This is a genomic window from Aliiroseovarius sp. S1339 (assembly GCF_023195695.1).
Lineage (GTDB): Bacteria > Pseudomonadota > Alphaproteobacteria > Rhodobacterales > Rhodobacteraceae > Aliiroseovarius.
Genome location: NZ_JALPQG010000002.1, coordinates 183,352 through 206,793 on the forward strand (window position 1 = coordinate 183,352; position 23,442 = coordinate 206,793).

The following is a 23,442-nucleotide window of genomic DNA, read 5'->3' on the forward strand; positions in this document are numbered from 1 at the left end:
AGAAAATGAACATCAGGCCGGGCAACATGTCCGGCCTGATTAGTTTTGGGGGCTTACGGCACCAGCCGTTCCACGGCGCGCATCATCCCAAGCGACTTGTCATAGACAAGCGTCAGAACGCGGCGCATCGGCGGAGAACTAACGGCCTTGCTGGCGATCTGTGGCAACCCACGGGTCGCCCCAGCCGCGGCCGCACTGGCCAGAAAAAGTCGGCGGTTCATTTTGGGCATAGCGCGCCCTCCACTCGTTAAGAACTCGTCTTATTTGGGTGTTGCCGCTCGATTTTCAACCTTGTCGCCTGCGATCTGCCCTGCTCTAACACCCCTATGACCAAGACCTATGCCCGCCTGACCCCGCTTGCCGAAAGCCTTCCCGCGACCGTCCCGTTTGTGGGGCCCGAAACGCAGGAACGTGCTCGTGGCCGTGCCTTCGCCGCGCGTCTGGGTGCCAATGAAAACACGTTCGGCCCCTCGCCCCACGCCATCGCCGCGATGGCAGGTGCCGCCAAGGATGTGTGGATGTATGGCGACCCGGAGAACTTCGAGTTGCGCACCGCACTGGCCGTGCATCATCAGATCGACGCTGACAACATCATGGTCGGTGAAGGCATTGACGGGCTGCTGGGCTATCTTGCGCGGCTGCTGGTGGGTCCGGGCGATGTGGTTGTGACGTCGCAAGGCGCATACCCGACCTTCAATTATCACGTTGCGGGCTTTGGTGGGCGGATCGAGACCGTGCCTTACAAGGACGACCATGAAGACCCCGACGCGTTGATCGCCAAGGCGACCGAAACGGGCGCGAAGCTTGTTTATCTCGCCAATCCCGACAACCCGATGGGCACATGGCACAACGCTGATACCATCCAGCGCATGATCGACAGTGTGCCGCAGGGCTGTCTGTTGATCCTTGACGAAGCCTATGTCGAGTTTGCCCCGGACGGCACGGCCCCGCGCCTTGCCCCCGATGACCACCGCGTCATCCGTATGCGCACCTTTTCAAAGGCTTACGGAATGGCTGGGGCGCGGGTCGGGTACGCGATTGGCGCAAAAGACCTGATCACCGCGTTTCACAAAATCCGCAATCATTTCGGCATGTGTCGGATCAGCCAAGCAGGGGCGCTGGCGGCGCTTCGCGATCAGGATCACCTGTCGCAAACCATCGCCAATGTGGCTGCCGCCAGAACCCGGATAGACCAGATCGCACGCGAAAACGGCTTGACCACCCTGCCCTCTGCCACCAATTTCGTGGCCGTGGATTGTGGTCGCGACGGCGCCTTTGCCAAAGCCGTGCTGGACGCGCTGACCGATCAGGACATCTTCGTGCGCATGCCCTTCGCCGCCCCGCAAAACCGCTGCATCCGTGTGTCAGCGGGTCGACCTCAGGAACTGGACGCCTTCGCAGCCGCAATGCCCATCGCACTTGAGAAAGCACGCGGTTAAGCCTTGGCAATCTCCCGCGCGAATGCGACAGGAACGCCTGCCCCTTGCAGCCATCCCACGGCGCAACACTGACTGGATTGACCGCCGCAATCTAATCATCCGCATGACGCTTCGCTGATTGACCGCCGACCGGGCCGTGCTTGTCTGGACTTGCGGGACAGGCTACACCGCCATGAACCCGCCCGCAAATTCGCTGGGCCATCCACCCGGAGACACAATGTTTTCCAAGGTCTACGCCCGGATCAAACAGTGGGAGCGCAGCTGGAAAAGCTCGTTTGGCACCGACATTTCGACGCCCGAGGGACGACGGGCCGCGCGTCGTCACAACAACATCGTGGACCATGCGTTTCTGCGTCGCATCCTGCCCAACCGATACAAGCTGTCGGATGACGCATGGCGGTCGAACCAACCCGATCCCGTTCACTTTCCCGCGCTTGCCAAGATCGGCATCAAAAGCGTGATCAATCTGCGGGGGCCAGACAGGTTTTCCTATTACCTGTTCGAAAAAGAGGCCTGTGCCGATTATGACATGACGCTTTATGACTACGAACTTTTCGCCCGCGTGCTCGGCAGCCCTGACGAGTACCTTCAATTGCTTGACCTGATGGACAGCGTCGAAAAGCCGATGCTCATCCACTGCAAATCAGGGGCAGACCGCACCGGCATTGCGGCGGCCCTGTATTTGTTGGACCAAAAAGGGGCGAGCATCGACGCGGCACGCGCGCAACTTTCGCTGAAATATGCGCATCAGCGCTGGTCAAAGGCGGGCATTCTGGATCATCTTTTGGATACCTACGCCGCCCATATCGAAGCGGACCCGATACCTGTTCGGGACTGGCTGGCAAACCATTACGATCCCGAGGCCGTAACCGCCTCGTTCCTAGCTAAGCGGAGTAAAGGATGAGCGCGACAAAGCACCCTGACATGATCCGCTGGATGTGGCGAAGCTATATGCGTGCTTATCGCTGGCCGCTGATTGCGGCAGTGTTCCTGATGCTGCTGGAAGGGCTCGCGCTGGGGGGCCTAAGCTACATGATCAAGCCGATGTTCGATGTGGCCTTTTCGTCGGGCAGCACGTCGTCGATCATTGGCGTTGCGCTGACGGTGGCAGGCATCTTTGTTGTGCGCGCCATCGCCGCTTTTGGTCACCGCGTTTTGATGGTGCATGTCGGCCAACGGGTGGCGGCCAAACTGCAATCGAACATGATTGCCCATATGCTGGCACTGGACAGCAACTTTTTTCGCGACAATTCACCCGGCACGTTGATCGAACGCGTGCGCGGTGACGCGCAAGCCATCGCCACGATATGGGAGGTCGTTCTGGCCGCCGTCGCACGCGATGTTGTGTCGCTTCTGGCGCTGCTGGGTGTGGCACTGTCGATTGACTGGCTGTGGGTCGTTGTTGCAGTTGCCGCCGCCCCGATCCTGACCATTCCGATGAGCATCCTGCAAAAACGGGTGCGTCGCACAACGACTGACAGCCGATCCTCTGCCGCCCAAATCTCGACGCGGTTGGACGAGATTTTTCACGGCATCAACTCGATCAAACTGTCGGGCACTGAACGCCACGAACAAGGCCGCGTGGACCGCGAGATCGACACGTTCGCCCGCACCCACTTGCAAAGCCAAGCCAACCAGGGCGGCATCGTCGCGATGGTCGACATCATCGCGGCGCTCGGTTTCTTCGGCGTGCTGGTTTATGGCGGCATTCAAATCAATTCGGGTGCCAAGACCGTTGGCGAATTTATGAGCTTTTTCACGGCGATGGCGCTGGTCTTTGATCCGTTGCGAAACCTTGGCAAAGTGTCCGGCGCGTGGCAAGCCGCGCTGGCCAGCCTTGAGCGGATCAGAAGTGTTTTCGACGAACGCCCCTCGATCCTGTCGCCGCCCAAACCGGCGGCACTGTCCGGCCCGGCCCGTAAAGCGAAGATCGAGCTGAAGGACGTCGCCTTTTCCTACGGCGACACCCCCGTATTGCGCGGTGCCAGCTTCACGGCCGAGGCCGGCAAGACCACCGCATTGGTTGGCGCGTCAGGTGCGGGCAAGAGCACCGTGTTCAACCTGCTGACCCGTCTGGCAGATGCAAAGACCGGCAAGGTCACGATCGGTGGGGCGGACGTAACAAAGTTGCCATTGGATCAACTGCGCGGCCTGTTTTCGGTTGTCAGTCAAGAGGCGCTGTTGTTCGACGAAACCCTGCGCGACAACATCTTGATGGGCCGCTCGGATATCACCGAAAAGAAGCTAAAACACGCTTTGGATGTGGCGCATGTTTCCGACTTCCTGCCGCAGCTGGAAAAAGGGTTGGATACCGCCGCTGGGCCGCGCGGGTCGAACCTGTCGGGTGGGCAGCGCCAGCGTATCGCGATTGCCCGCGCGGTTCTTCGCGACGCGCCGTTTCTTTTGTTGGACGAAGCCACATCCGCGTTGGATGCGAAGTCCGAAAAACTGGTGCAGCAGGCTTTGGACGAGCTGTCAAAAGACCGCACCACACTGGTCATCGCGCACCGATTGGCAACAGTGCGCGACGCGGACAAGATCGTCGTGATGGATCAAGGCAAAGTGGTTGATCAGGGCACCCATGAAGAGCTGTTGGCCGGTGGCGGCATCTATGCCCAGCTATACAAACTGCAGTTTCAGGATGACGGTAAGGCCGCAAAAGCTGCCCCGAAAGGCAGACGCCGCAAGCGTCACGTGTCTCAGGTCGAACACGCAGAACCCTCCCGCTGGTCGGTGCGCCGTCTGTTTACCGGGGGTCTTCTGGGGCGCAAGCGCGGTTGACCCTTTCGCTCTGATCACGCCACCCTATATTGGTGCGGCGACAGGAGAATATCATGACCACAGACATCACGCGCACAGTTTTGCGCATCACCGGCGCAGACCGCGAAAGCTTTCTTCAGGGCCTCGTGACAAACGACGTGAACAAGCTGGCGGACGGGATCGTCTATGCCGCCATTCTGACGCCGCAGGGGAAGTATCTGGCGGATTTCTTTCTGGCGCCGGACGGAGGCGCGATCTTGTTGGACGTCGCAACTGAACTTGCCCCGTCGCTGACCCAACGCCTGACCATGTATAAACTGCGCGCAGATGTGCAGATCACACCCACCGACATTGTACCTGCCCGTGGTCTGGGCGATGCTCCGCAAGGCGCTTTTGCAGACCCACGACATGACGCCGTGGGTTGGCGCGCCTATGACGGACGCGCCGGGCAGGAAGAAGTCGACTGGGACGCCATCCGCGTCGGCCATTGCATCCCCGAAACGGGTGTTGAGCTGACGCCGGATACCTATCTGCTGGAAGCTGGCTTAGATCGGTTGAACGGGGTCGATTTTCGCAAAGGGTGCTATGTCGGGCAAGAGGTCACAGCCCGCATGAAGCACAAGACAGAGCTGAAGAAGGGGCTGAGTGTGGTCCAGATCAGCGGCGCAGCCCCGGTGGGCACCCCCATCACGTCGCACGGCAAACCCGTTGGCACGCTGTTCACCCAATCCGGTGACCAAGCCATTGCCTATCTGCGCTTTGACCGCGCCGGGACTGATATGCAGGCGGGCGACGCCAGCGTCTCGTGGGTCGGGTAAAACGGCGCGTATGCTAGACCTGTCGCCACTGGCCTGTGGTCAACCCATCCAAGGACCAATCCCCAACCGCATATCGGATCAACCGCAGTGTCGGGTGCCCCACCGCCGCGGTCATTCTGCGCACTTGTCGGTTTTTACCTTCACGGATCGTCAGTTCAATCCAGCAATCTGGCACAGACTTTCGAAACCGCACAGGCGGATCACGCTGCCATAACGCGTCGGGTTCATCCATGCGCCGCACCGTGGCCGGACGCGTCATACCGTCTTTCAGCGTGACGCCACCCCGCAGCGCTTGCAGGGCGGCGTCATCCGGCACCCCCTCGACCTGCACCCAATAGGTCTTGGCCAGCTTGTGGCGTGGATCGGCAATCCGCGCTTGCAGCTTGCCGTCATCCGTCAGCACCAACAGCCCCTCGCTGTCGCGATCAAGGCGGCCTGCCGCATAAACGCCGGGCGCATCAATAAAATCTGACAGGGTCTGACGCGGCGACCCCTGGCTGCCCTTGTCGGTAAACTGTGACAGCACGTTGTAAGGCTTATTGAACAGGATCGTGGTCAAGCTGTGTTCCCATAAAAAAGGGCAGAGCGACCGCCCTGCCCTGTTCATCTTACCGATGCTGCGTCAGGCGCGCTCGGAATATTCCATGGATTCGGTGTTCACGATGATCGCCTCGCCCTGACCGACAAAGGGCGGCACCGAAATGCGCACGCCATTGTCCAGAAGTGCGGGTTTGAAGCTGTTGGCAGCAGTCTGGCCTTTGACCACCGGCTCGGTTTCTTCAATCGTGCAGGTCACTTTCTGCGGCAGCGTCGCGTTCAGCGCCTCGCTGTCGTAGAATTCAACCACGATGGTCATACCATCTTGTAGGAACGGACGGCGGTCCCCCAGAAGGTCAGCGGGCAGTTGAATCTGCTCATAGGTTTCGGTGTCCATGAAAATCAGCATCCCGTCGTCTTCGTACAAGAACTGCTGGTCTTTCTGCTCGAGACGCACGCGTTCGACCTTGTCCGCCGACCGGAAGCGTTCATTCAGCTTTGAGCCATTGCGCAGGTTGCGCATTTCGACCTGAGCGAACGCGCCGCCTTTGCCGGGTTTGACGTGGTCAACCTTTACCGCAGCCCACAGGCCACCATTATGCTCCAGCACGTTGCCGGGGCGGATTTCGTTACCGTTGATTTTGGGCATGTCTTAAACCTTCGCAAAAGGTTGAACTCTGTTGGCCTGCACCTATATCTTGACGGTCTGGTTCTGGCAAGGCGACGGAATTCGCATGTCTGGAGCCATAGATATGCATCAGACGCATAGCAGGCATGTGGCTGCGGGGATACCGAATCACGCAGAAAAAGCCATATTGTCTGCTACTCCGACGAACGCAAGAGCAAGAACAATAAGGGACGACCATGCTGGACTCCGTAGACAGTACTGCTTTCAACAACGAACAGGGCAATCGCGCGCGCAAGCTTTTTGCGGCCGTGGTGCTGGCTGCGTTGGATGACGCGATCGCTGATGACAAAAAATACGGCAATGGCCCCGATCAGATTGCCCGCTGGGCGCGTTCGCGCGACGGCCGCGAAGTGCTGAGCTGCGCAGGCATCGACCCGAACGAACGTGTCGTGAAGGGCCTGATGGAGTTCGTGTCAAAAGGTGTCCGCACCTCGGTGGCGCTAAGCCGCGAGGAAAGCGAACGTCGCAACGCCGCACAGGCCGAAGCCGCGTAAGCGCACCAAGCTGCCTAGTTTTTTCGAAAGCCGCGCCCCTTAACGGGCGCGATTTTCGTTTGTGGGGGGCTTTGAGTCGGTTCGGGGCTGGGCGGGCTTGCGAAAAGCCCCTATTCACCCCCTATGACCAAAGCGATCATGATACAGGGCGCGGGCTCGAATGTGGGAAAGTCCCTGCTTGTGGCAGGGATCGCGCGTGCCTGCGTCGCACGGGGTTTGAATGTTGCACCTTTCAAACCCCAAAACATGTCCAACAACGCCGCCGTGACAGCAGATGGGGGCGAGATCGGGCGTGCACAAGCGCTTCAGGCGCGCGCCTGTGGGCTGGATCCAATAGCCGATATGAACCCTGTGCTGTTGAAACCCGAGACTGACACCGGCGCGCAGGTGATCGTTCAAGGGCAACGCTTTACGACCATGAAAGCTGGCGATTTCGGCACGGCAAAGGGCGATCTGCTGCCGCGGGTTCTGGAAAGCTTCCACCGGTTGGGTCAAGGCCGTGATCTGGTGATCGTCGAAGGGGCCGGCAGCCCCGCCGAAACCAACCTGCGCACAGGCGATATCGCGAACATGGGCTTTGCCGAGGCCGCGAACGTGCCCGTCGTGTTGGCCGGTGACATTGACCGTGGCGGTGTCATCGCCCAATTAGTCGGCACCCATGTCGTGCTGTCGCCGACGGATCGAAACCGGATCAAAGCCTTCTTGGTAAACAAGTTTCGCGGAGACACCTCCTTGTTCGCCGAAGGCGCTGCCGAGATTGCCAAACGCACTGGCTGGCACGACTTAGGCGCGCTACCGTGGTTTGCCGATGCATGGCGGCTGCCTGCCGAGGATGTCATGGATATCGCGACCCGCGCCGGTGGCGCCTTCAAAATCGCCGTGCCACGTTTGAGCCGAATTGCAAATTTTGACGATCTCGACCCATTGGTGAGCGAACCTGATGTGACGGTTGAGATCATTGAACCCGGTCGCCCCCTGCCCGGCGACGCCAATTTGGTGCTTATTCCCGGCTCAAAATCAACCATCGCTGATCTTGCGCATTTCCGCGCGCAAGGTTGGGACATAGACCTTGCAGCCCATATCCGACGCGGCGGGCATGTGCTGGGGATTTGCGGCGGCTACCAGATGCTGGGCCAAAAGATCATTGACCAAGACGGGATCGAGGGACAGCCGGGTCAGGTCTTGGGGCTGGGGTATCTGGATATCACCACCCATCTTGAACCTAATAAAACGCTTGCGATATCGCGGGCCAAACATATCGCATCGGGCGAACAAGTTTCAGGCTATGAAATCCATCTGGGCCGAAGCACGGGCCCCGACACAGCACGCGCATGGCTGTCGGTGGATCGCCGACCAGAAGGGGCCGCCAGCGCGGACGGGCGCGTTCTGGGGTGTTATCTGCACGGGTTGTTCTCAGCCGACGGGTTCAGAAAGACCTATCTGGAAAATCTGGGCGCACGCGCGAGCGCGGCTGGGTACGAGGCAGGTGTGGACGACACGCTGGACGCTTTGGCCCAGCACATCGAGACTCATCTGGACTTGGATCGCCTGCTAGGCTTGGCCGAATGACGGCGGTCCGTCCGCTTACTCCAACCCTTTCAGGGTCAAGGAGCGTTCGATTTCGCGCCGAACAAAGCGGCGGATGGATTGGGTGATCTTCTCACCCACCTCGCCTTGCAGCTCTTCGCGCACAAGTCGGGCGACCATCGCGTGAACAACCTCTTCGTCGATGATGTCGGTGTCATCGCCAACTATCTCGACGTCCTGCGCGGGTGCTTCAGGTGCTCGACTTGGTGCGGTTGCTGACTGGGTTTGGCGCGTCCCAACCGGCGGCTGAGGTTCAGCATCCGCCGGGTCTTTCACGGCGACAAACGGGGCTTCAGGCGCATCGCCACTTTCCGACCAACCGCCTGCTTCGCTTTCCCCAACAATGCCATCTTCGTCTTCGGTCCGCAGCCGTGCTGCGTGGAACATCAACACATCCGACTGGGTTGTATCTTCACCCCCATCCGGCTCCCAAAGATCGGTTTTCAGGTTCACGGCATCTTCGAATTCTGCGACCCGTCCTGTCAGAGTTGGGTCATCCCGTCGCGCAGCCTGCTCGCGGGACGGCAGTTCTTCTGCATCCTCGACCGGCCCTGCGCCATAACCGCGGTGCGAGAAGACCGGGACCGCGTGATCATCAGCACCCTTGGACGCTGCCTCGGGTTTGGCATCACCGCGCGCCGCATCCTGTGACGCCGCTTCACGGGCGGCAGGCTTTGCCACCTGATCATCGTCACGCCGCACGGTGCCGGAAGGTTTGGGGCTGCTGTCGTCATGAACTCGAAAGGCTGGCGTCAGGACCAGTTTTTCCGTTTTTGTCGAAGCTTCACGCCCTTCTGTCGCCTTGCTTTCAGAGATCAGTCGGCGAATCGACGACAGAACATCTTCAATCTCGGCATTTGAAACCGGGTCAGACATGCAATAACACCTGCAAATTGTTCCTTGGACCGGTCTATCCGGCCTTCATTGCGAGAACATTACCCAATGCAGCGCGTTCGCACAACTGAACGAACTGTTTCAATTTTTGCCAAGCGCTTCCAACAGGCTGTCCAGACGCTTCCCTTGCGGGCTAACGCGGTGCACCGGGGCGGATTTCACGGTATTGAAATATGCTTCGGGATCATAGGTCACCACGCCCAGCTTCAGATGCTCGGCGGTCAGCAGACCCATCGACGACAACAGCGAATAGGCTGCAAGATACTGATTTGATTGCGCTGTAATTCGGCTGGCTTCGGCGTTCAAAAGCTCCTGTTCGGCATTCAGAACGTCCAATGTGGTGCGCGAGCCCAGTGTCGCCTCTTCACGTGCGCCGCGCAGGGCCACGCGGCTTGCGCGGATCTGCCGCTCAGTCGCTTCCAGCGACGCGGCTGCGATGGCAAGCTGTGCCCAGGCATTGGCAACGCCTTGATCTACCGCCAGACGCGCTTGATGCAATCCAGCACGCGCGGCTTCAGCCTTAGCAATGGCTTTGCGGTATTCAGCCGACAGTTTGCCACCCGAATAGATCGTGCCCTGAAGCGCCACGCCGACGGAGTTGGAGAAGAAATCCTGCCCCCCCGCGTCCTGCCATTTGGTTTGCGCATTGCCGACCAGCGCCGGTTTCATCGCCGCCATCGATATCTCGGTTAACAGATCAGACGCGGCCACATTGTGCTGTGCGGCAAGAATGTCGGGGTGACGTTGGCGCGCGATCCCCTTAGCGGCATCCAATGTCTTGGCCGTCATCGGCAGCGCAGGCGGCACTGACAACGACCCTGGCAAATCGCCGGTTGCTGCTCGGTATTCCTCGCGCGCGATGGCAAGATCGCCGCGGGCTGACGCCTCGCTTGCGCGGGCTGCTGCCAGACGGGCTTGTGCCAAGGCCACATCCGTTTGGGTCACTTCGCCAACTTCAAACCGATCATTTGCGGCCCGCAGTTCTTGCGTCAGCACCCGAACCGAGTTGGACTGCAATTGCGCGTTCTCGACCGCGGATCGGACATCGACATAAGCTTTCACGGCGCGCAGCAGGATTTGCTGCTCGACACTGGTCAGGCTGTCGCGCGTCGCCAGTACAACTTCTTTCTGGGCCGCAACCGCAGCCTTGCCCCGTCCGAAATTGAAGATCAGGAACTCGGCAGTCAGCTGGGCCGACGTGCCCCAGGCAGAATTGCCAGAGATGCTGGCATTCGGATCCGTCCAGCCGTGTTGGATGGCATAGCTTAGGGTCGGGCGCAAAGCAGCTTGTGCGATTGCAACATCTTCGTCCGCCGCCCGCAGAAGCGCTTGGTTTTGCTCAAGCAAGCCGCTGTGTTTATACGCCGACGCCATCGCGTCAGAAAGCGTTTCAGCCAGCGCCAACGGTGCCGAAGCGAAAGACACCCCGATGGCCAGCACAGCGCCGATATAATTCTTTCTAAAACGTCTGACCATTTCGCCACCTCACTGAAATCACATGTGGTATGGCCCGGTACGGGCCAATTCTGCGCAGAATTACAGAACGAATTCCCGGGGTTTCTGAAACCCGTCGATCAAAGGTGCACCGGCGCTGAAGCTGTGGCGCCAAACAACGTTTCCGTCGATCTTATAGCCCACCTTCACAGTGCCCAGCATGCCTTCGGCAAAGATGCAGCAAATACGGCCGCCATCTTTCAATTGATCGGTGATCGCGGGCGGCACAACCTCAACGGCGCCTTGAACCAGCACCACATCATACGGCCCGTTCTTGGCGTTTCCTTCAACCAACGGCCCCGCGATGACGGCCACGTTGTCCGCGCCATGTTCTGACAGGTTGGCTTGCGCATCCGCCGCCATAGCCTGGTCTTCTTCGACGGCAACCACAAAATCCGCAATGCGCGCAATCACAGCCGAGCTGTATCCAAGCCCACATCCCAGATCGAGCACCATTTCGTCGCGCTGAATATCCACCGCGTCCAACATCTTGGCCAAGGTGCGCGGCTCAAGCACAACCCGGCCACCATCAAGCGCGATATTTTCGCCCATATAAGCCGCTTCGCGTTTCGCATCAGGCACATAGTCTTCGCGCGGGACAGAGAGCAGTGCATCAATTATCGGGAACTTGGTCACATCCGAAGGGCGGACCTGTGTGTCCACCATCATCGTGCGGCGCATGGCAAAATCGGTCATGTCTAGCCTATCTATTCAGAGACGTCTTGCTTCTCTTGCCATAGATAGCCAGACGCGGCAATCCCGCACGGCAGGTTCGGCGGAAGGTGTCGCATCCGTCCGCCGTTTTTCGTCCTCATAGATTTACCACCCCCCACCGTTCCGGGCTGGACAAGCCCCTGCGATTGGCGATAGAGAATCCCGAAACCACGGATGGCGAGTTGGCGGAGTGGTTACGCAGCGGATTGCAAATCCGTGTACACCGGTTCGATTCCGGTACTCGCCTCCATTTATTTTCAAGCACTTAGCTCTCTCCTCTCTTTGCCCCATCTGGGGCGTTTACAATAGCGTTTACAGTTTTGCCCTCGCGGCGCTGTTTTTCGCGCTCCAGTAAGTCGAGGACTTCCGCGCTTTCAGCAGGCGAAACGGCAGCGTAATGCTCGATCACAGCGGCGGCGTAACGCAGCTCCCAGCCCATGTGGTTTGCGATCTGGTTGAGGCCAAGGCCTGCACGTAGCAGCCGCGTGGCCGCAGTTCCGCGCATATCTTGAAGCCTCAGCGTCGGATCACTCAGCTTGTCAGAGACGACATCCCGGTATCGTTTGATGGCTCGACTTGCAGACGTGGAGTTTAGTGGGTTGTTTCGGTCATTGGCCAACAAAGTATGCTGGTCTGCCGGTGTTTCATCGATCAATTGTCGAAGCTCTTGCGTCACCGGGACATGCGCTACACGCCCTCGTTTCTGAGTCCGCACTCGAAAGCGTTCAACACCATCGAAGCTTTCAAGGCTTCCTCGCGTCAAGCGCACAAGATCTGCAGGCCGCAGCCCTGTTTCGCAGGCGAGTGTCATCACACGCTGTACCCAAGGCGGGGCAACTTCCTTGAAAACCCGCTGGTCCGCATCGGTCCAGACGATCTCAGACCGATCTACAGTATAGATACGATGTAATCGGTCACAGTAGTGTGCTGCGATCTTCCCTTCACCCCGTGCCCAATTGAGAATGCGTACCGCAATAGTCCCTGCGTAGTCATGCTGCTTTGGAGAGTCTTTCCATTTGGCTCGCCATTCGTTCATTTCCCCCCTCGACTTCGGGTTCTCCCACATCGCCGCTGGGTCGGCCGCGAATTCCTCGGCAAATCTAAGTGCCCACATTTTATATTCGTCTTGTGTGCGCCGCCCCGGGGGCATAGCGGTACTATTCAGAAACTCATCAACCATCTGATGCGTCATGTATTGACTTGAATGGCGTGTTTTAATGGCTTCAGAAAATGCGATGAGAAATTCTGGCTCACGCGGGAACCGCTCCGTTGATGTCCAGTATTTCGGTCCACCACGCCAAGCGTAAAAATGATAGCGCGTGCCGTCTTTTGTCACCCTCTTTACACGGTGAACTCCTTTAGGGAGACTACCTCGCGGCAATTCGCGCCCTCCTTAGCTCAACCAAGTCACAATCGCCTGACAGGCCAACTCCCACTGCGCTCAGTCCCTGTGCCAAATCAAGCTTAGCTCTAACCAATTTGGGGTCGTACCAGCCTCTTCGGCCAGGAACTGGCAGGATACCCACGCGCCGGCAAAACTCATAAAATGCGGTTGATGGCTCTTCATATCCAAATGAAGAGGCAAGTTCTTGAGTGGAAATCAGCTGAATGCCCTCCATGTTCGCACTCCCTCCTACGAACGAAGCAACGCGTCGACATGTTCCGGGAGAAGCAGCATCCGCTTCCCACACATGATGAAATCTCCATGCTCACGTGCACGCTGTTTTAGCGTTCTAACTCCGACTCTGACACCATGCTGCTCTCGAAGAGCTTCACACCAAGCCTCTACAGTCCGCCCTCTGGCTAAGACATCTGGTAGAACATCGGATTCCAATTGCTTCTTGGTACTAGACATTTGTTACACCCTTTTTCCACGCCACGTTGCAAGGTACTTCATTTTTGGGCATTATACCGACAGGTTAACGCTATATACGAACATTTAACGACATGATACGAAAAAATGATCATGAATCAACTCTACGCGCGGAAATTGGCGAACGACTTGCCGAATTCCGCCAGCATTTGGGGCTGTCGCAGAAGGAGTTAGCCGCCAGTATCGGTGTGGTCTGGCGCTCCTACCAAAACTATGAATTGGGTATCCGAGAGGCTTCAGCACAAACGATGGCCAACTTGGCAAACGTACACACCTTAAACTGTGATTGGTTAGTTTCGGGCCGCGGACACATGCTTTACTCTCCGCCGGAAGAAACGGCTCGGCAGTCTTTGGCGCTCTTGATTGACCAGATTGATGAAACAGGCGTCGATGTCCCCCGCAACAAAATACCAGACTTACTGGCACTGATAATGGCAAGCGCCTTCAAGCAGGATCAGATGACCAAAGAGAATGTTCTTGAACTATTAAAACTAGTGGAGGTTAACGATGCAAAGTGAAGCAAACAAAACTGCCAACGAACTACGTGAATTTCGTCGCCACGACAAAAAACGGGTAAAGCAATTCTTGGTTGCTGGCTGCTTACTAGGTCTTTCTGGATTTGGGGCAAGCTTTCTCTTCGAACTCACCCCATGGCTGGAAACTTCAACGCTTCTAGTACCGGTATTTGCGATCGGCGCGATGGCGATGAGCATAGACAAAAAGCGTTTTGATTTCGCACGTAAAATTTGAGACTTCAGTTGCGATATACCAAGCAAAATTTTTGGCGAATGGCGCGGTTTGTCACGCTGCTAGGCCGTAGTCATATTCGTGCCATTCCAGCCTTCAACGAGCGACTGCCGCAGCAATCGTTTCAGGTGAGTACCGCTGATGTTTGACACGAACAACAGCATCGGTCGGGTGGTTAGCCTGTTCTCTGGCTGCGGAGGATTAGACTATGGCTTCGCACATGCTGGTTTCAATGTGCAAGCTGCATTCGACAATGATGAACACGCGGTCTCATGCTATAATCTCAATCACTTCGGCAAGGCAAAACAACAGGTTATAGACGAGTCTTGGAGCCTTGAGGCACCTGTTGACGTAATAGTGGCTGGCCCGCCCTGCCAAGGCTTCTCCACCGGGGGTGGCTACACGGAAAACGATCCCAGGAATTCTTTGCTATTGGCCACTTGCAGGCTGGTAGTGAAAAGCAAGGCCAGACTGGCAGTCATCGAAAATGTTGCTGCTTTGACTAATAAGCGAAATCAAGAATACCTAACGCAAGCACAAGAGATACTCGTCAAAGGAGGATATTGGTGCTCGGTACAAGTCTACTCAGCCGCCGACTTTGGCGTGGCACAAAGAAGAAAACGCACCGTAATACTGGCGCGCTTCGGAAATGCTCCTTTCCGAGGTCCGATTCCTCATAAGACTGAAATGCCAACTGTAGCGAAGGCGTTTCGTGGCATTTTCAGTTCTCTTCAGGCCCACAACCCGAAATTTCCGAAACCAAATAGTAAACACGCAGTTATCGCGAAGCGCATCGGTGCAGGTCAAAAACTTTGCAACGTCCGTGGTGGTGACGCAAGTATCCCAACTTGGGATATTCCTGAGTGGTTTGGGCAAACTTCAAGTTTTGAGAAACAAATTCTCACAACAATTCGAGCACTCAGAAGACGAAATAGGAAGAGAGATTTCGGCGATGCGGATCCTGTTTCGCTATCTGAAATCAAAATGGAGATACCTCAAGTTTCACAGGACCAGTTGACCTCTTTGATTCAGCGAGGCTTCATGCGTTCGTCAGATGACCTGTATGATCTGAAGGACACCTTTAATGGCAAGTATCGGAGGTTGGATCCTGAAGATGTTTCGCCAACCGTGGACACTAGATTTGGAGATGTTCAGCTCTTTCTTCACCCAACAGAAAATCGAGGCCTTACCGTTAGAGAAGCTGCTAGGCTGCAAGGGTTTCCTGATGAATTTGTTTTTCCTGAGCAAGAGAAAGAAGCATACAGGTTAATCGGAAATGCCGTTCCCCCACCGATGTCGATACAAATCGCTGAAGCCTGTAGGGAGTTGTTAGCGTGACCAAATTGACTCAGATCCCCCCCTCCTGGGACTTTCCGGTTGAAGATAGCCCCTTGCCTCCAGAATCCGTGTCCATGATCGACTTTCTGAGCAAGAAAGTTCTCAATGACTACGAACCTTCACAATTTCACCCGTTTCGCCAGCGCCTCCTAGACTGGTTGAACAATGTTGATTCCGAAGAGGATCAACAGCACTTGCTTGCCCTTCTCCTGAAGGTTTTCTTTGTCGGCCGTCGTGAATTCGAAGCTCTCTACCGCACAGTGTTTCACGGGAATATTTTCCGCTGGATGCTCGAAGTGGAAGATGTGGATGTATTCTCGAACGACTTGGAGAAAAGCATCGTGAACAGGGTCAACAAGGCTTGGATTTGCCCCATATCGGATAGCTTGCGTATCAACTCCTTCTTAAAGGTAAACGGCCTCAAAAGCTTGGATAAACGCCCAGACTGGCGATCCCTCCGGCAGTTTGGAGATGTCAAAAAGATACAGACTTACGTTGAGGACAAAAAAATCCGAGATCTCGTACTTTTGGAAGACTTTGTCGGCTCCGGAACACAGGCAAAGGGTGTAGTTAAGTTTGCTGCCCATGCGCTTCCGGAAACCCGGATACTGTTGTGCCCCCTTATCGTCTGCCCAAAAGGTGATGAAGCTCTGATCGACACGGTTAGCAAACTAGACAACGTGACATACGACCCTGCGCTTTTGCTGCCATCGTCAGCGTTTCACGCCTATGAGAATATCAAGGCCAATCAAGCGACTAAAGCTGAAAAATTTCTTTGCGGTCTCAAAGACAAGGTAGGAATGCCGTCAGAGAAACAAATGTTCGGGTTCAAACAAACAGGTGCTAAGGTGGTAATGTATTCCAACTGCCCCAACAACTCGCTGCCAATTTTCCATTTTGAATCGGACACTTGGACGCCGCTGTTCCCAAGAGTGAATAGACAATAATGAAAGCAAATCCATTCTTTGAACTCTATGTGGGTGATCGGATCAGCTCAAATGAATTCGTCACCATCTTTAGCCCTATGCTTGTGACGCACACAGAACCCCTGTTCATGCCCGGAAACATCGTTGTTACCGGGATTCAAGGGTGCGGGAAAAGCATGTTGCTCAAGCTGCTAAAACCGCAAACAAGGATCGAATACGAACAGGCCAACAGGGAATTCCCTGTATCTGAATCGATGCGGAAGTTTGTATGCGGTTCCGTCAACTTAGCTCATAGCAGCGTTATCGATTTCGGCTATCGTGACGCCATCGACAAAGACGTTCAAAAAACGGAACTCCTATTCGCTGATTTCCTAAACTACCTTATTTGCGACAGCCTCTTAGAGAGCATCGAAGTATATCTTGGTGCTTCAAAGGCCATCAGGGAAGAAGTTGGATTGAACTTCGACCAAGATAGGATGGATCAGCTTGCATCTCAAATCGCCTGTTTATCTGTCTGGGAAGGCTGGATAGCTGATTGCGCTTCAATCAATGAATTGAGGCTTCAGCTACAGCGTCGCGCCAAACTATATCGCCGGTTCGTTCACGGGAAAGATTTGGAGCTTTCCAGTGAAATGTTCGACACGGCGACTCCGATCGGCGCCCCACAAATTGCGCTGGCCGAGCTCCTCCATTCAAGTGGAGCCCTGGACACCGACACAAATGTCTTTGTCGATATCGATCAATACGAAGAACTGGGAAATATTTCTTCACGCGATACACCCGGCAAAACCGTGGATTATCGTGCTGTAATCAACAAAGCACTTGCGTCACGAAATCCAGAACTATCCTATCGGATTGGCACAAGAGGCTATTCTTGGCGAAGTCACGGTCGCATTCACGGAACTAGCGGCAATCTGGAGTTCATGAGGGACTACAAATACATCGATCTCGATCAAATCTTGAAGAAAGATGAAGATGACAGCGCGCGAGCAAACAATGTCTTCGACGACTTTGCAAAAGACGTGTTTGCACGACGACTCCGCTATGCACAGTTCACTTTCTCAGACGATCAAGACGAGGATCTATTAGAGCAAGTATACGGCTCAAACCTCACACCTATGCAAAAAGTTAACCAAGAGATGGGTCTTCGAGAACCTGAAAAATATGTCAAAATCGATTCTAATTGGTCGAAGGAGACTAAAGAAGCGTTGATCCGCCTAGCCAAGAAAGACTTGTATTCCGCAAAACTTGGTGAGTTTTGGATTAGGCAGAAAGGCGATCGGGAAAATTTGGATGTTCGCGACGAACAACTACCTTGGATGCGGAACTCTAATCGTTGGTGGAGAAAAGAGCGAGCAAATGTACTAGCAGTGTTAGTTGCATCCCAGAGTAGACAAAAATCAATATGGGGTGGTGCGAAGGAAATTCTGGAACTTTCGGGTGGAAGTATCTTGGTTTTCCTCGGCATCAACCAGTTCATTTGGAGTACCTGGCTACAAAGAAATGACAGACCCGAGATTTCACGCTCTTCTCTACCCACGATTAGCGTAGGGGTCCAATCTACAGCGATTCATAGAGCGAGCAATGCTTGGTACGATATGATCTTTCAACAATCGGGTCGCAGTGCTGAAAGAGCGAGATTCGTAAAGAATGTGGGCGATCTCCTTCGCCACAAAATTTTGTCGGACGAAAAACTAAGTTATCCAGGGGCAAATGGTTTTTCCGTTATGAACGAAGAACTTGACAACCTTCCTGCAGTAAGAGGCTTCCTTGAGCAACTAGCAGATTATGCCAACATGCTTATGCTTCGACATACAACAAAGAATTCAGGTGCTGGGCAGCGAACGAAGTTCTACTTTCACCCCATATTCTGCCCGACTTTGGGACTTCCTTACGTCCGAACCAAGGAACCATACTACGCGCGTATTCGCGAAGTTGCTGACTGGATTTACAAAGCAGGTTATGATGTTCCGCTCGCTCAAAACCAGCAAGCGCAGCAAGAAGAGTTATTTTAACACATATGCAGAGCTTTAAATTTCGCCCTTGGGGCCGACCTTCCTGGTTGCGAGAAAAATATGACGCGGGCAAATGGAGCTTCATCGCCAGTCACGGCTTTGAAAAGCGTAGCGCTAAATCTGTGGCTGGTTCTGCGACCGAAAAAGACGAAGTTTTTTTCATTCGAATTGACGACCCTTTGCTAGGCCAAGCCCAGGAACAAAGTGAGCGTGAACAGGCTTACAGCGCCAATTTTGACTTTGTGAAAAACAATTGTTCCGCGCAGATCAATCAAGTTCGTGAACCGTTGAAGGCGTCTCTCGATACCATCAGGGCCGTTTGCGAAAGAGCTGGAGCGGTGTCTGGCAACGTCGTTCTGGACATTACTTCTTTGCCGAAACGCTGGTTCTTCCCGATGGTAAGGTACTTGGTTCAGAATCCAGATGTGACCAATCTGCAAGTCATCTACACCAAAGGTGATTTTCACGCTGAAGCTCTTTCGGAGAACCCGGAAACTCTTCGAGTTCTCCCTACATTTATGTCAGAAGACGACCGCGACGATCATGATTTTGCTTTCGTCGGAGTTGGCTTTCACACTCATAGTATGATGCAACTTTTTGGAGATGACAAAGCCATGTCGCTTCAATTGCTTTTTCCATTCCCTCCGGGCCCGCCAGGAATCCATCGAAACTGGAAGTTCGTTCAGGAGGTGGAAATGAAGGTGCAAAAAGATGACAGCTTAGTCGAAGGATCGGAACCGATAAATTATTTGCACTTGGATTCCATTGATGTGTCGCAAACGTTTGATGCTATCAAGATCGTAACCGAAGGCGGAGACAAAACCTCAGTTATGGCGCCGTATGGCCCCAAACCGTTTTCGTTGGCTATGTGCCTATTTGCGATCGCTACGGAACGATCTGGAAAGGCAGAGGTCCCTGTCTACTATTCGCAGCCGCAAAAGTACGCCGTCAACTACACGAATGACGTGGCGCTAAGACATGGAGCCCTGGATAGCTGGGCATATGCGGTGAAGAAGGATGGTAAATTTGTCTACGAACTTTGACGGCGGCCCCTCGGGGCCGCCGTTGCAAATTAGTTCAAACCGCTACTCTCCCACACAGGTAAACGTGTATGAGATGTCTGCCATGGCATGAAGCCACAACGCCCGCGGACAAGCCTCAAAGCTGGTTTCGCGGTTTGGAGCTGATGATTTATGGGGAAATCACACTCTGGTCAACCGTTCGCAACGGAAAGTGTATTTTTAGCCTTGACAAAGCATAACGCATTATTTCGTGCGGAGCACAACACCTAGATGTTGCCCCATGACAAGCCCTCTACAACTGGTATTATTTTTCCAAGAAAGAAGTCTCTAAAAATTTTGCTAGCTTCTTCAGATACAGCAAATGTTTGCCCGTTTCAGGAGAAAGTTGACGACCCGTTCAGTATTGCTGGTGTGTGGAACGTCACAAACCTTTGACTCGAAGCCACGGGTTTTCTGAATCCGATCAATGAACCACGTCATGCAATTCTGGCCCAAACGGCAAGCATTTCTGACCCAGATCGAGAAGCAGCCGTTCATGCGCCGCGTAGCGAAAGCTGACTGAGAGCCCAACCTGCTCGTCATCCAAAGGTCATAGAGTGTCTGGTTTTTGGGTTCGAAGCACCGGATTGACCTCCTGTTATCGACGGAATCAGGTAACGAGAGATGGTTTTGAGAGGAACGTAATGCCTCGTCCTTCTGCCAGCAGCACACCATGTTTCACCTCCTAAAACGATCATTTTCAAGACACACCCGTGACAGTTATTGGTGAGACGCCAGATGAAAGCTGGCCAGACAATTCAATGAATCAATTTGTAAAATAAATCAGTAGCCAATCGATCTTTGAACTCGACTCGAGTAGCTGAAAATCGATGCTAAAACGACCTAATCTGCTCAGCACGTCAATCCGATTTAGTCTAGAAGTAGGGCGTCAGCTAGCCTCATCTCATGGACAAATCGAGCAAAATGAACTAATATATTCTTGTCTGAGCACGAAAAAAATGACGAGCAATCGCATTTTGGACGCGTTGCGTGCAGTTTTATTTTTACGACCATATTCAATGATATTTGAAGAGAGAGAGTTATGTTTGAGATCGAATTCACCAATGGCGTCACAATCTCAAGCGAGCCCTTTAGAATTGCCTGGCCTTCAGCGTTCGAAGACATCGATGATAACATTCTCCTCCACGCCTATACCATACTCGCTGTCTCGAACGAGACCGGACGAGACGTCGAGATTTTAGTTAGCTCGGAATTCACAGGGGAAGAAGTACTCGCAAGCGATGACGAGCCGGTTCAGCTCACTGTTGGTAGTACGTTGGGAAGCGAACCTGAGAACCAAAATCCCATTGAGCATTCGGGAACACTCAAAATAAAGGAGGGAAGTCATATTGTGCGATACAATGTGCACTGTGAAACCGGAGGCGAAAAGAAAATGGTTGCTACTCAAAGCTCAAGTTATTTTGGAGAGTAACCATGGTTGGAGTTTTTACAAACAACAAAGACAAAGGGTTAAAGGTTAGCTCGCAGGATAAACTACATTCAGAACTCCTCAAGCACACAAAGCTTGGAAGTATTACCGCAAACGAAAGAGATATTGACGTCGTTTCATTTTCTCGAAGCCGCGAAGCCGAAATTGACTGGAAAAAGATAGTAAATCACGAAGAAACGCCCAGTGTTAACCACCCTTATGAGTTGGGCTACGGACTTTCTTATGTGAAACGAGAATTCGAAAAGCGATTGAACGTTGGTCCAGTTGTGACTACGGCGGATTTGCCAAGGATCAATAAAAGCATAGCCACTCACGATCCGCCTGCGGTTTGGTTTCAGGTGCCGGGGTATAACCGGAGATTGATTGTTAGTAGCGTGATCGGCGTGCCTCAGAACCGATTTGATAACGTTGATCATTATGAGAACTTTTGGAGCAACGCTGAATCAGCGCAATTTTGGGGAAGTAGCGCCCAATCAAAAGCGCGAGTTGTGGAACTCGCGCCCGCGATCATACATCGCCAGTACAGAGAACTTATTGAGCTGGAGAAAGTAGGTGGAGCGCTTTCTGCTGCCGCGGATAAACTTGTATCTTCACAGATTGACGGTTTCTTATCACAAGGAGACATCGATGATTTAGTGTCGAGCTATGGCCGGATGCGTTCGGTTGGCCTGAACATTCAGGAGCGCTTAGAACGTCTTAGGGACAAGTCAAGTGATTTGGGTTACATTCTGGTTCTGGAAGACGGATTAGAATACAAGTATCCTGATGGTTCCTCAGAAGTGCTCCAAAAGGGACAGTTGTACCAACCATATGAAACCGAGATTACTTGGGTTTCTCAATATACGCTCACTGAATATGTAGAAATGTTCCCCTTGCTAAGGATTCCGAGGACTATCAACGTTACTGAATACCATCGAAAGGAAGTGACAAAGTACAGCAAAGTCATTCCTGACTTCGATCCGTGGGTGGAAGAAGAAAATAGACTGTCCAACTCAGGTTACAACGTATTTCGCTTTTCCCGTGTTGGGAGCAAATATATCTCCCAATCTGGAGAAGAACTTGAAGACATCATAGAACGATGTGAACTGGACCCGAATTTTGGAAAAATGTGCGCTGTACTTCTACCAGTATACGAGCAGAGCCTGATTGCCGGAGAGATTCTGTCAAAATATGTAGTTATTAGAGCACCTAGACGTGGCTTGGAACCAATTCATGCACCTCGCATATACATCGAAGAGGATCTCGTCTTCTCAACAAAGTACATAGGTGCCGAAGTTGGCGAGCTTGCAAGCTCAATAAATCTGGCCCCAGGTGAAAGAAGAGAGATTCTGGTGGAGAAATCCACCAAAACAGAGCTGGAAGTTAGAAGAACCGCAACTTCTCTTTCTGATCTAAACGAAAACTCTGCCACCGACTATGCCTCCGAATTGGAGAACGAAGCTAAGGCGTCCCGGGAGTCGACTAAGACACAAAGCTTGAGCGCGAGCGCGGGTGGGAGCTACGGTGGATTTTCGGCAAGTGCGTCTGGCTCTAGTTCATCCAGCCAAACCACCAAGGATTTCGCTCGAAATCTTTCAAAAGTTGCAAGAAAGGCGGCGAGGTCGGTTACTAAACAAACTAGGCTAGAAGTACAGAGCTCTAGCCTAAGAAAAACAACCACTTCTTCCCGCGAAAGTACAAAGATTGAGATTGAGAATATAAATGACGGCAGGTCGCTGAACTTGCTACTTTTTCATTTGTACAATGTGTATCGTGCTCAATTGAAGCTCGAGAGATTAACCTTTACTTTCCTCTCAGGAATTGAAGTTGTCTCAGGGTCAGGAATTGTTTTGCCACAACAGTTTTCCCTAGATGAGCTTCCAGAGCTGTTGAGAAAATTCTCGCTTGATGGGCTGCCGATCCGTCCAAACAAACCTGACTTTCCAGACGATCCTCAAGAAGCCGCGTTGGAACGGGTGCTTGACGCATTGATTGACACGTTAATGGAGTATCACGGGAGTGGCAGTGCGAGCTCAAGATCAGTCTTAATACCAGACTTCCCTCCAAGCGGTGACAATATCGACGAAAAGATTGCTAACCTAACAAAATCACTTACGAGTATGATTTACTCAGGAGCAGAAATTCCCCTCTACACTGAAACTGAAATAAACGGAAGTAAGCGACTGTCTGAGTTCCTTATTGGCTCCCCAGGCCTGTACCTTGACGCACACATTGGCGATAGAGACGCAACCGAACCGTATTCAAATGCCATGCGGGAGGCAGAAGTGCGTCGACAACACTCCGAAGTTCGTGAAATCGAAACCCGTGCGCTATACAACGTTGCCCGCGCTTCCAGGTTGGGGCGGATTGACAGCCCGTTTGGAGTTTTCGGAGTGTTTATAGGCGACGATAAAATACGTGTCACTTTGGAGGGTGAGCCTTTGGTAGGAGTTTACCATATTATTCATGATGCCGCCAAAGTTGGTGAATTTGAGTTCAATGAAGGTGACGACGTCAGTTTTGAAGTTACAATTGACACGCCGGGACCTTGGTTGCAGCCGTCTGGTGCCGATTTGGTGTTGGTTCGACACCTAGGCTCTGGCCACGAAGCACTGTTCCTAATTTAAA

At 53.8% G+C, this 23,442-nt stretch carries 21 protein-coding genes and 1 tRNA gene; 15 read left to right on the forward strand and 7 right to left on the reverse strand.

What is annotated here, in order from left to right; translation table 11 throughout:
* Nucleotides 1-53: 53 nt before the first annotated feature.
* Nucleotides 54-230 (reverse strand): Tat pathway signal protein, encoded by a 177-nt coding sequence (locus tag MUY35_RS03915; RefSeq protein ID WP_248364076.1) that lies wholly within the window; start codon nt 228-230, stop codon nt 54-56.
* Between the two features lie 96 nt (nt 231-326).
* Between MUY35_RS03915 and MUY35_RS03920 the strand changes: the two genes are divergently transcribed.
* The 4 genes from MUY35_RS03920 to MUY35_RS03935 all read left to right on the forward strand — a co-directional run bounded on the left by MUY35_RS03920 (nt 327) and on the right by MUY35_RS03935 (nt 5,017).
* Nucleotides 327-1,439 carry a pyridoxal phosphate-dependent aminotransferase gene (locus tag MUY35_RS03920; protein ID WP_248364077.1) on the forward strand — a complete coding sequence of 371 codons (1,113 nt, stop codon included), beginning with the start codon at nt 327-329 and terminating at the stop codon, nt 1,437-1,439.
* 172 nt (nt 1,440-1,611) lie between these two features.
* A complete protein-coding gene (locus tag MUY35_RS03925) occupies nt 1,612-2,343 on the forward strand; it encodes a tyrosine-protein phosphatase (RefSeq protein WP_248364079.1) in 732 nt (243 codons plus the stop codon).
* Complete coding sequence (locus tag MUY35_RS03930) at nt 2,340-4,220, forward strand: ABC transporter ATP-binding protein (RefSeq protein WP_248364080.1); 1,881 nt, start codon at nt 2,340-2,342, stop codon at nt 4,218-4,220. The genes MUY35_RS03925 and MUY35_RS03930 overlap by 4 nt, the downstream gene beginning before the upstream one ends.
* 53 nt (nt 4,221-4,273) lie before the next feature.
* On the forward strand, nt 4,274-5,017 hold the full coding sequence (locus MUY35_RS03935) for a folate-binding protein (RefSeq protein ID WP_248364082.1): 744 nt from the start codon (nt 4,274-4,276) through the stop codon (nt 5,015-5,017).
* A gap of 13 nt (nt 5,018-5,030) precedes the next feature.
* On the opposite strand, the gene MUY35_RS03940 is transcribed toward MUY35_RS03935, so the two are convergent.
* Both MUY35_RS03940 and efp read right to left on the reverse strand, forming a co-directional pair.
* A complete protein-coding gene (locus MUY35_RS03940) occupies nt 5,031-5,576 on the reverse strand; it encodes an rRNA large subunit pseudouridine synthase E (protein WP_248364084.1) in 546 nt (181 codons plus the stop codon).
* Nucleotides 5,577-5,639: 63 nt separating this feature from the next.
* Nucleotides 5,640-6,203 (reverse strand): elongation factor P, encoded by a 564-nt coding sequence (gene efp, locus MUY35_RS03945; protein WP_248364086.1) that lies wholly within the window; start codon nt 6,201-6,203, stop codon nt 5,640-5,642.
* Between the two features lie 215 nt (nt 6,204-6,418).
* Between efp and MUY35_RS03950 the strand changes: the two genes are divergently transcribed.
* Together MUY35_RS03950 and MUY35_RS03955 are read left to right on the forward strand one after the other, a co-directional pair.
* Nucleotides 6,419-6,736: a DUF6280 family protein gene (locus MUY35_RS03950; protein ID WP_248364088.1), complete on the forward strand. Its 318-nt coding sequence runs from the start codon at nt 6,419-6,421 to the stop codon at nt 6,734-6,736.
* 123 nt (nt 6,737-6,859) lie between these two features.
* Nucleotides 6,860-8,305, forward strand: a complete 1,446-nt coding sequence (locus MUY35_RS03955) for a cobyric acid synthase (RefSeq protein WP_248364090.1) — start codon at nt 6,860-6,862, stop codon at nt 8,303-8,305.
* A gap of 15 nt (nt 8,306-8,320) precedes the next feature.
* Here MUY35_RS03955 and MUY35_RS03960 read toward each other — a convergent pair whose 3' ends face one another.
* The 3 genes from MUY35_RS03960 to MUY35_RS03970 all read right to left on the reverse strand — a co-directional run bounded on the left by MUY35_RS03960 (nt 8,321) and on the right by MUY35_RS03970 (nt 11,407).
* The gene (locus MUY35_RS03960; RefSeq protein ID WP_248364091.1) at nt 8,321-9,199 is read right to left on the reverse strand and encodes a hypothetical protein; all 879 of its coding nucleotides are present in this window, start codon (nt 9,197-9,199) and stop codon (nt 8,321-8,323) included.
* 99 nt (nt 9,200-9,298) lie between these two features.
* The gene (locus tag MUY35_RS03965) at nt 9,299-10,693 is read right to left on the reverse strand and encodes a TolC family outer membrane protein (RefSeq protein ID WP_248364092.1); all 1,395 of its coding nucleotides are present in this window, start codon (nt 10,691-10,693) and stop codon (nt 9,299-9,301) included.
* A 60-nt stretch (nt 10,694-10,753) separates the two neighbouring features.
* Nucleotides 10,754-11,407, reverse strand: coding sequence for a protein-L-isoaspartate O-methyltransferase (locus MUY35_RS03970; protein ID WP_248364093.1), 654 nt, complete (start codon nt 11,405-11,407; stop codon nt 10,754-10,756).
* Nucleotides 11,408-11,601: 194 nt separating this feature from the next.
* On the opposite strand from MUY35_RS03970, the gene MUY35_RS03975 reads away from it, so the two are divergent.
* Nucleotides 11,602-11,675 (forward strand) — tRNA-Cys (locus MUY35_RS03975).
* Between the two features lie 15 nt (nt 11,676-11,690).
* Here MUY35_RS03975 and MUY35_RS03980 read toward each other — a convergent pair.
* A complete protein-coding gene (locus tag MUY35_RS03980; protein WP_248364094.1) occupies nt 11,691-12,761 on the reverse strand; it encodes a tyrosine-type recombinase/integrase in 1,071 nt (356 codons plus the stop codon).
* Nucleotides 12,762-13,372: 611 nt separating this feature from the next.
* Here MUY35_RS03980 and MUY35_RS03985 point away from each other — a divergent pair.
* The 8 genes from MUY35_RS03985 to MUY35_RS04020 all read left to right on the forward strand — a co-directional run bounded on the left by MUY35_RS03985 (nt 13,373) and on the right by MUY35_RS04020 (nt 23,441).
* The gene (locus MUY35_RS03985; RefSeq protein ID WP_248364095.1) at nt 13,373-13,816 is read left to right on the forward strand and encodes a helix-turn-helix transcriptional regulator; all 444 of its coding nucleotides are present in this window, start codon (nt 13,373-13,375) and stop codon (nt 13,814-13,816) included.
* Nucleotides 13,806-14,048, forward strand: a complete 243-nt coding sequence (locus MUY35_RS03990) for a hypothetical protein (protein WP_248364096.1) — start codon at nt 13,806-13,808, stop codon at nt 14,046-14,048. Before MUY35_RS03985 ends, MUY35_RS03990 begins: the two co-directional genes overlap by 11 nt.
* 138 nt (nt 14,049-14,186) lie before the next feature.
* A complete protein-coding gene (locus MUY35_RS03995; RefSeq protein WP_248364097.1) occupies nt 14,187-15,383 on the forward strand; it encodes a DNA cytosine methyltransferase in 1,197 nt (398 codons plus the stop codon).
* Entirely contained in the window at nt 15,380-16,330 is a 951-nt protein-coding gene (locus tag MUY35_RS04000; RefSeq protein ID WP_248364098.1) for a hypothetical protein, read from the forward strand. Before MUY35_RS03995 ends, MUY35_RS04000 begins: the two co-directional genes overlap by 4 nt.
* Entirely contained in the window at nt 16,330-18,324 is a 1,995-nt protein-coding gene (locus MUY35_RS04005) for a hypothetical protein (RefSeq protein WP_248364099.1), read from the forward strand. The genes MUY35_RS04000 and MUY35_RS04005 overlap by 1 nt, the downstream gene beginning before the upstream one ends.
* Before the next feature lie 5 nt (nt 18,325-18,329).
* Nucleotides 18,330-19,367, forward strand: coding sequence for a hypothetical protein (locus tag MUY35_RS04010; RefSeq protein ID WP_248364100.1), 1,038 nt, complete (start codon nt 18,330-18,332; stop codon nt 19,365-19,367).
* Nucleotides 19,368-20,427: 1,060 nt separating this feature from the next.
* Entirely contained in the window at nt 20,428-20,817 is a 390-nt protein-coding gene (locus MUY35_RS04015) for a hypothetical protein (RefSeq protein WP_248364101.1), read from the forward strand.
* A 2-nt stretch (nt 20,818-20,819) separates the two neighbouring features.
* Nucleotides 20,820-23,441: a hypothetical protein gene (locus tag MUY35_RS04020; RefSeq protein WP_248364102.1), complete on the forward strand. Its 2,622-nt coding sequence runs from the start codon at nt 20,820-20,822 to the stop codon at nt 23,439-23,441.
* Nucleotide 23,442: the final 1 nt, after the last annotated feature.

Excerpts from the sequence above, each read along its gene's own strand:
- MUY35_RS03915 (WP_248364076.1), bottom strand. The coding sequence starts at position 230 with ATGCCCAAAATGAACCGCCGACTTTTTCTGGCCAGTGCGGCCGCGGCT.
- MUY35_RS03920 (WP_248364077.1), top strand. The coding sequence starts at position 327 with ATGACCAAGACCTATGCCCGCCTGACCCCGCTTGCCGAAAGCCTTCCC.
- MUY35_RS03925 (WP_248364079.1), top strand. The coding sequence starts at position 1,612 with ATGAACCCGCCCGCAAATTCGCTGGGCCATCCACCCGGAGACACAATG.
- MUY35_RS03930 (WP_248364080.1), top strand. The coding sequence starts at position 2,340 with ATGAGCGCGACAAAGCACCCTGACATGATCCGCTGGATGTGGCGAAGC.
- MUY35_RS03935 (WP_248364082.1), top strand. The coding sequence starts at position 4,274 with ATGACCACAGACATCACGCGCACAGTTTTGCGCATCACCGGCGCAGAC.
- efp (WP_248364086.1), bottom strand. The coding sequence starts at position 6,203 with ATGCCCAAAATCAACGGTAACGAAATCCGCCCCGGCAACGTGCTGGAG.
- MUY35_RS03950 (WP_248364088.1), top strand. The coding sequence starts at position 6,419 with ATGCTGGACTCCGTAGACAGTACTGCTTTCAACAACGAACAGGGCAAT.
- MUY35_RS03955 (WP_248364090.1), top strand. The coding sequence starts at position 6,860 with ATGACCAAAGCGATCATGATACAGGGCGCGGGCTCGAATGTGGGAAAG.
- MUY35_RS03960 (WP_248364091.1), bottom strand. The coding sequence starts at position 9,199 with ATGTCTGACCCGGTTTCAAATGCCGAGATTGAAGATGTTCTGTCGTCG.
- MUY35_RS03965 (WP_248364092.1), bottom strand. The coding sequence starts at position 10,693 with ATGGTCAGACGTTTTAGAAAGAATTATATCGGCGCTGTGCTGGCCATC.
- MUY35_RS03970 (WP_248364093.1), bottom strand. The coding sequence starts at position 11,407 with ATGACCGATTTTGCCATGCGCCGCACGATGATGGTGGACACACAGGTC.
- MUY35_RS03985 (WP_248364095.1), top strand. The coding sequence starts at position 13,373 with ATGATACGAAAAAATGATCATGAATCAACTCTACGCGCGGAAATTGGC.
- MUY35_RS03990 (WP_248364096.1), top strand. The coding sequence starts at position 13,806 with ATGCAAAGTGAAGCAAACAAAACTGCCAACGAACTACGTGAATTTCGT.
- MUY35_RS03995 (WP_248364097.1), top strand. The coding sequence starts at position 14,187 with ATGTTTGACACGAACAACAGCATCGGTCGGGTGGTTAGCCTGTTCTCT.
- MUY35_RS04005 (WP_248364099.1), top strand. The coding sequence starts at position 16,330 with ATGAAAGCAAATCCATTCTTTGAACTCTATGTGGGTGATCGGATCAGC.
- MUY35_RS04010 (WP_248364100.1), top strand. The coding sequence starts at position 18,330 with ATGCAGAGCTTTAAATTTCGCCCTTGGGGCCGACCTTCCTGGTTGCGA.
- MUY35_RS04015 (WP_248364101.1), top strand. The coding sequence starts at position 20,428 with ATGTTTGAGATCGAATTCACCAATGGCGTCACAATCTCAAGCGAGCCC.
- MUY35_RS04020 (WP_248364102.1), top strand. The coding sequence starts at position 20,820 with ATGGTTGGAGTTTTTACAAACAACAAAGACAAAGGGTTAAAGGTTAGC.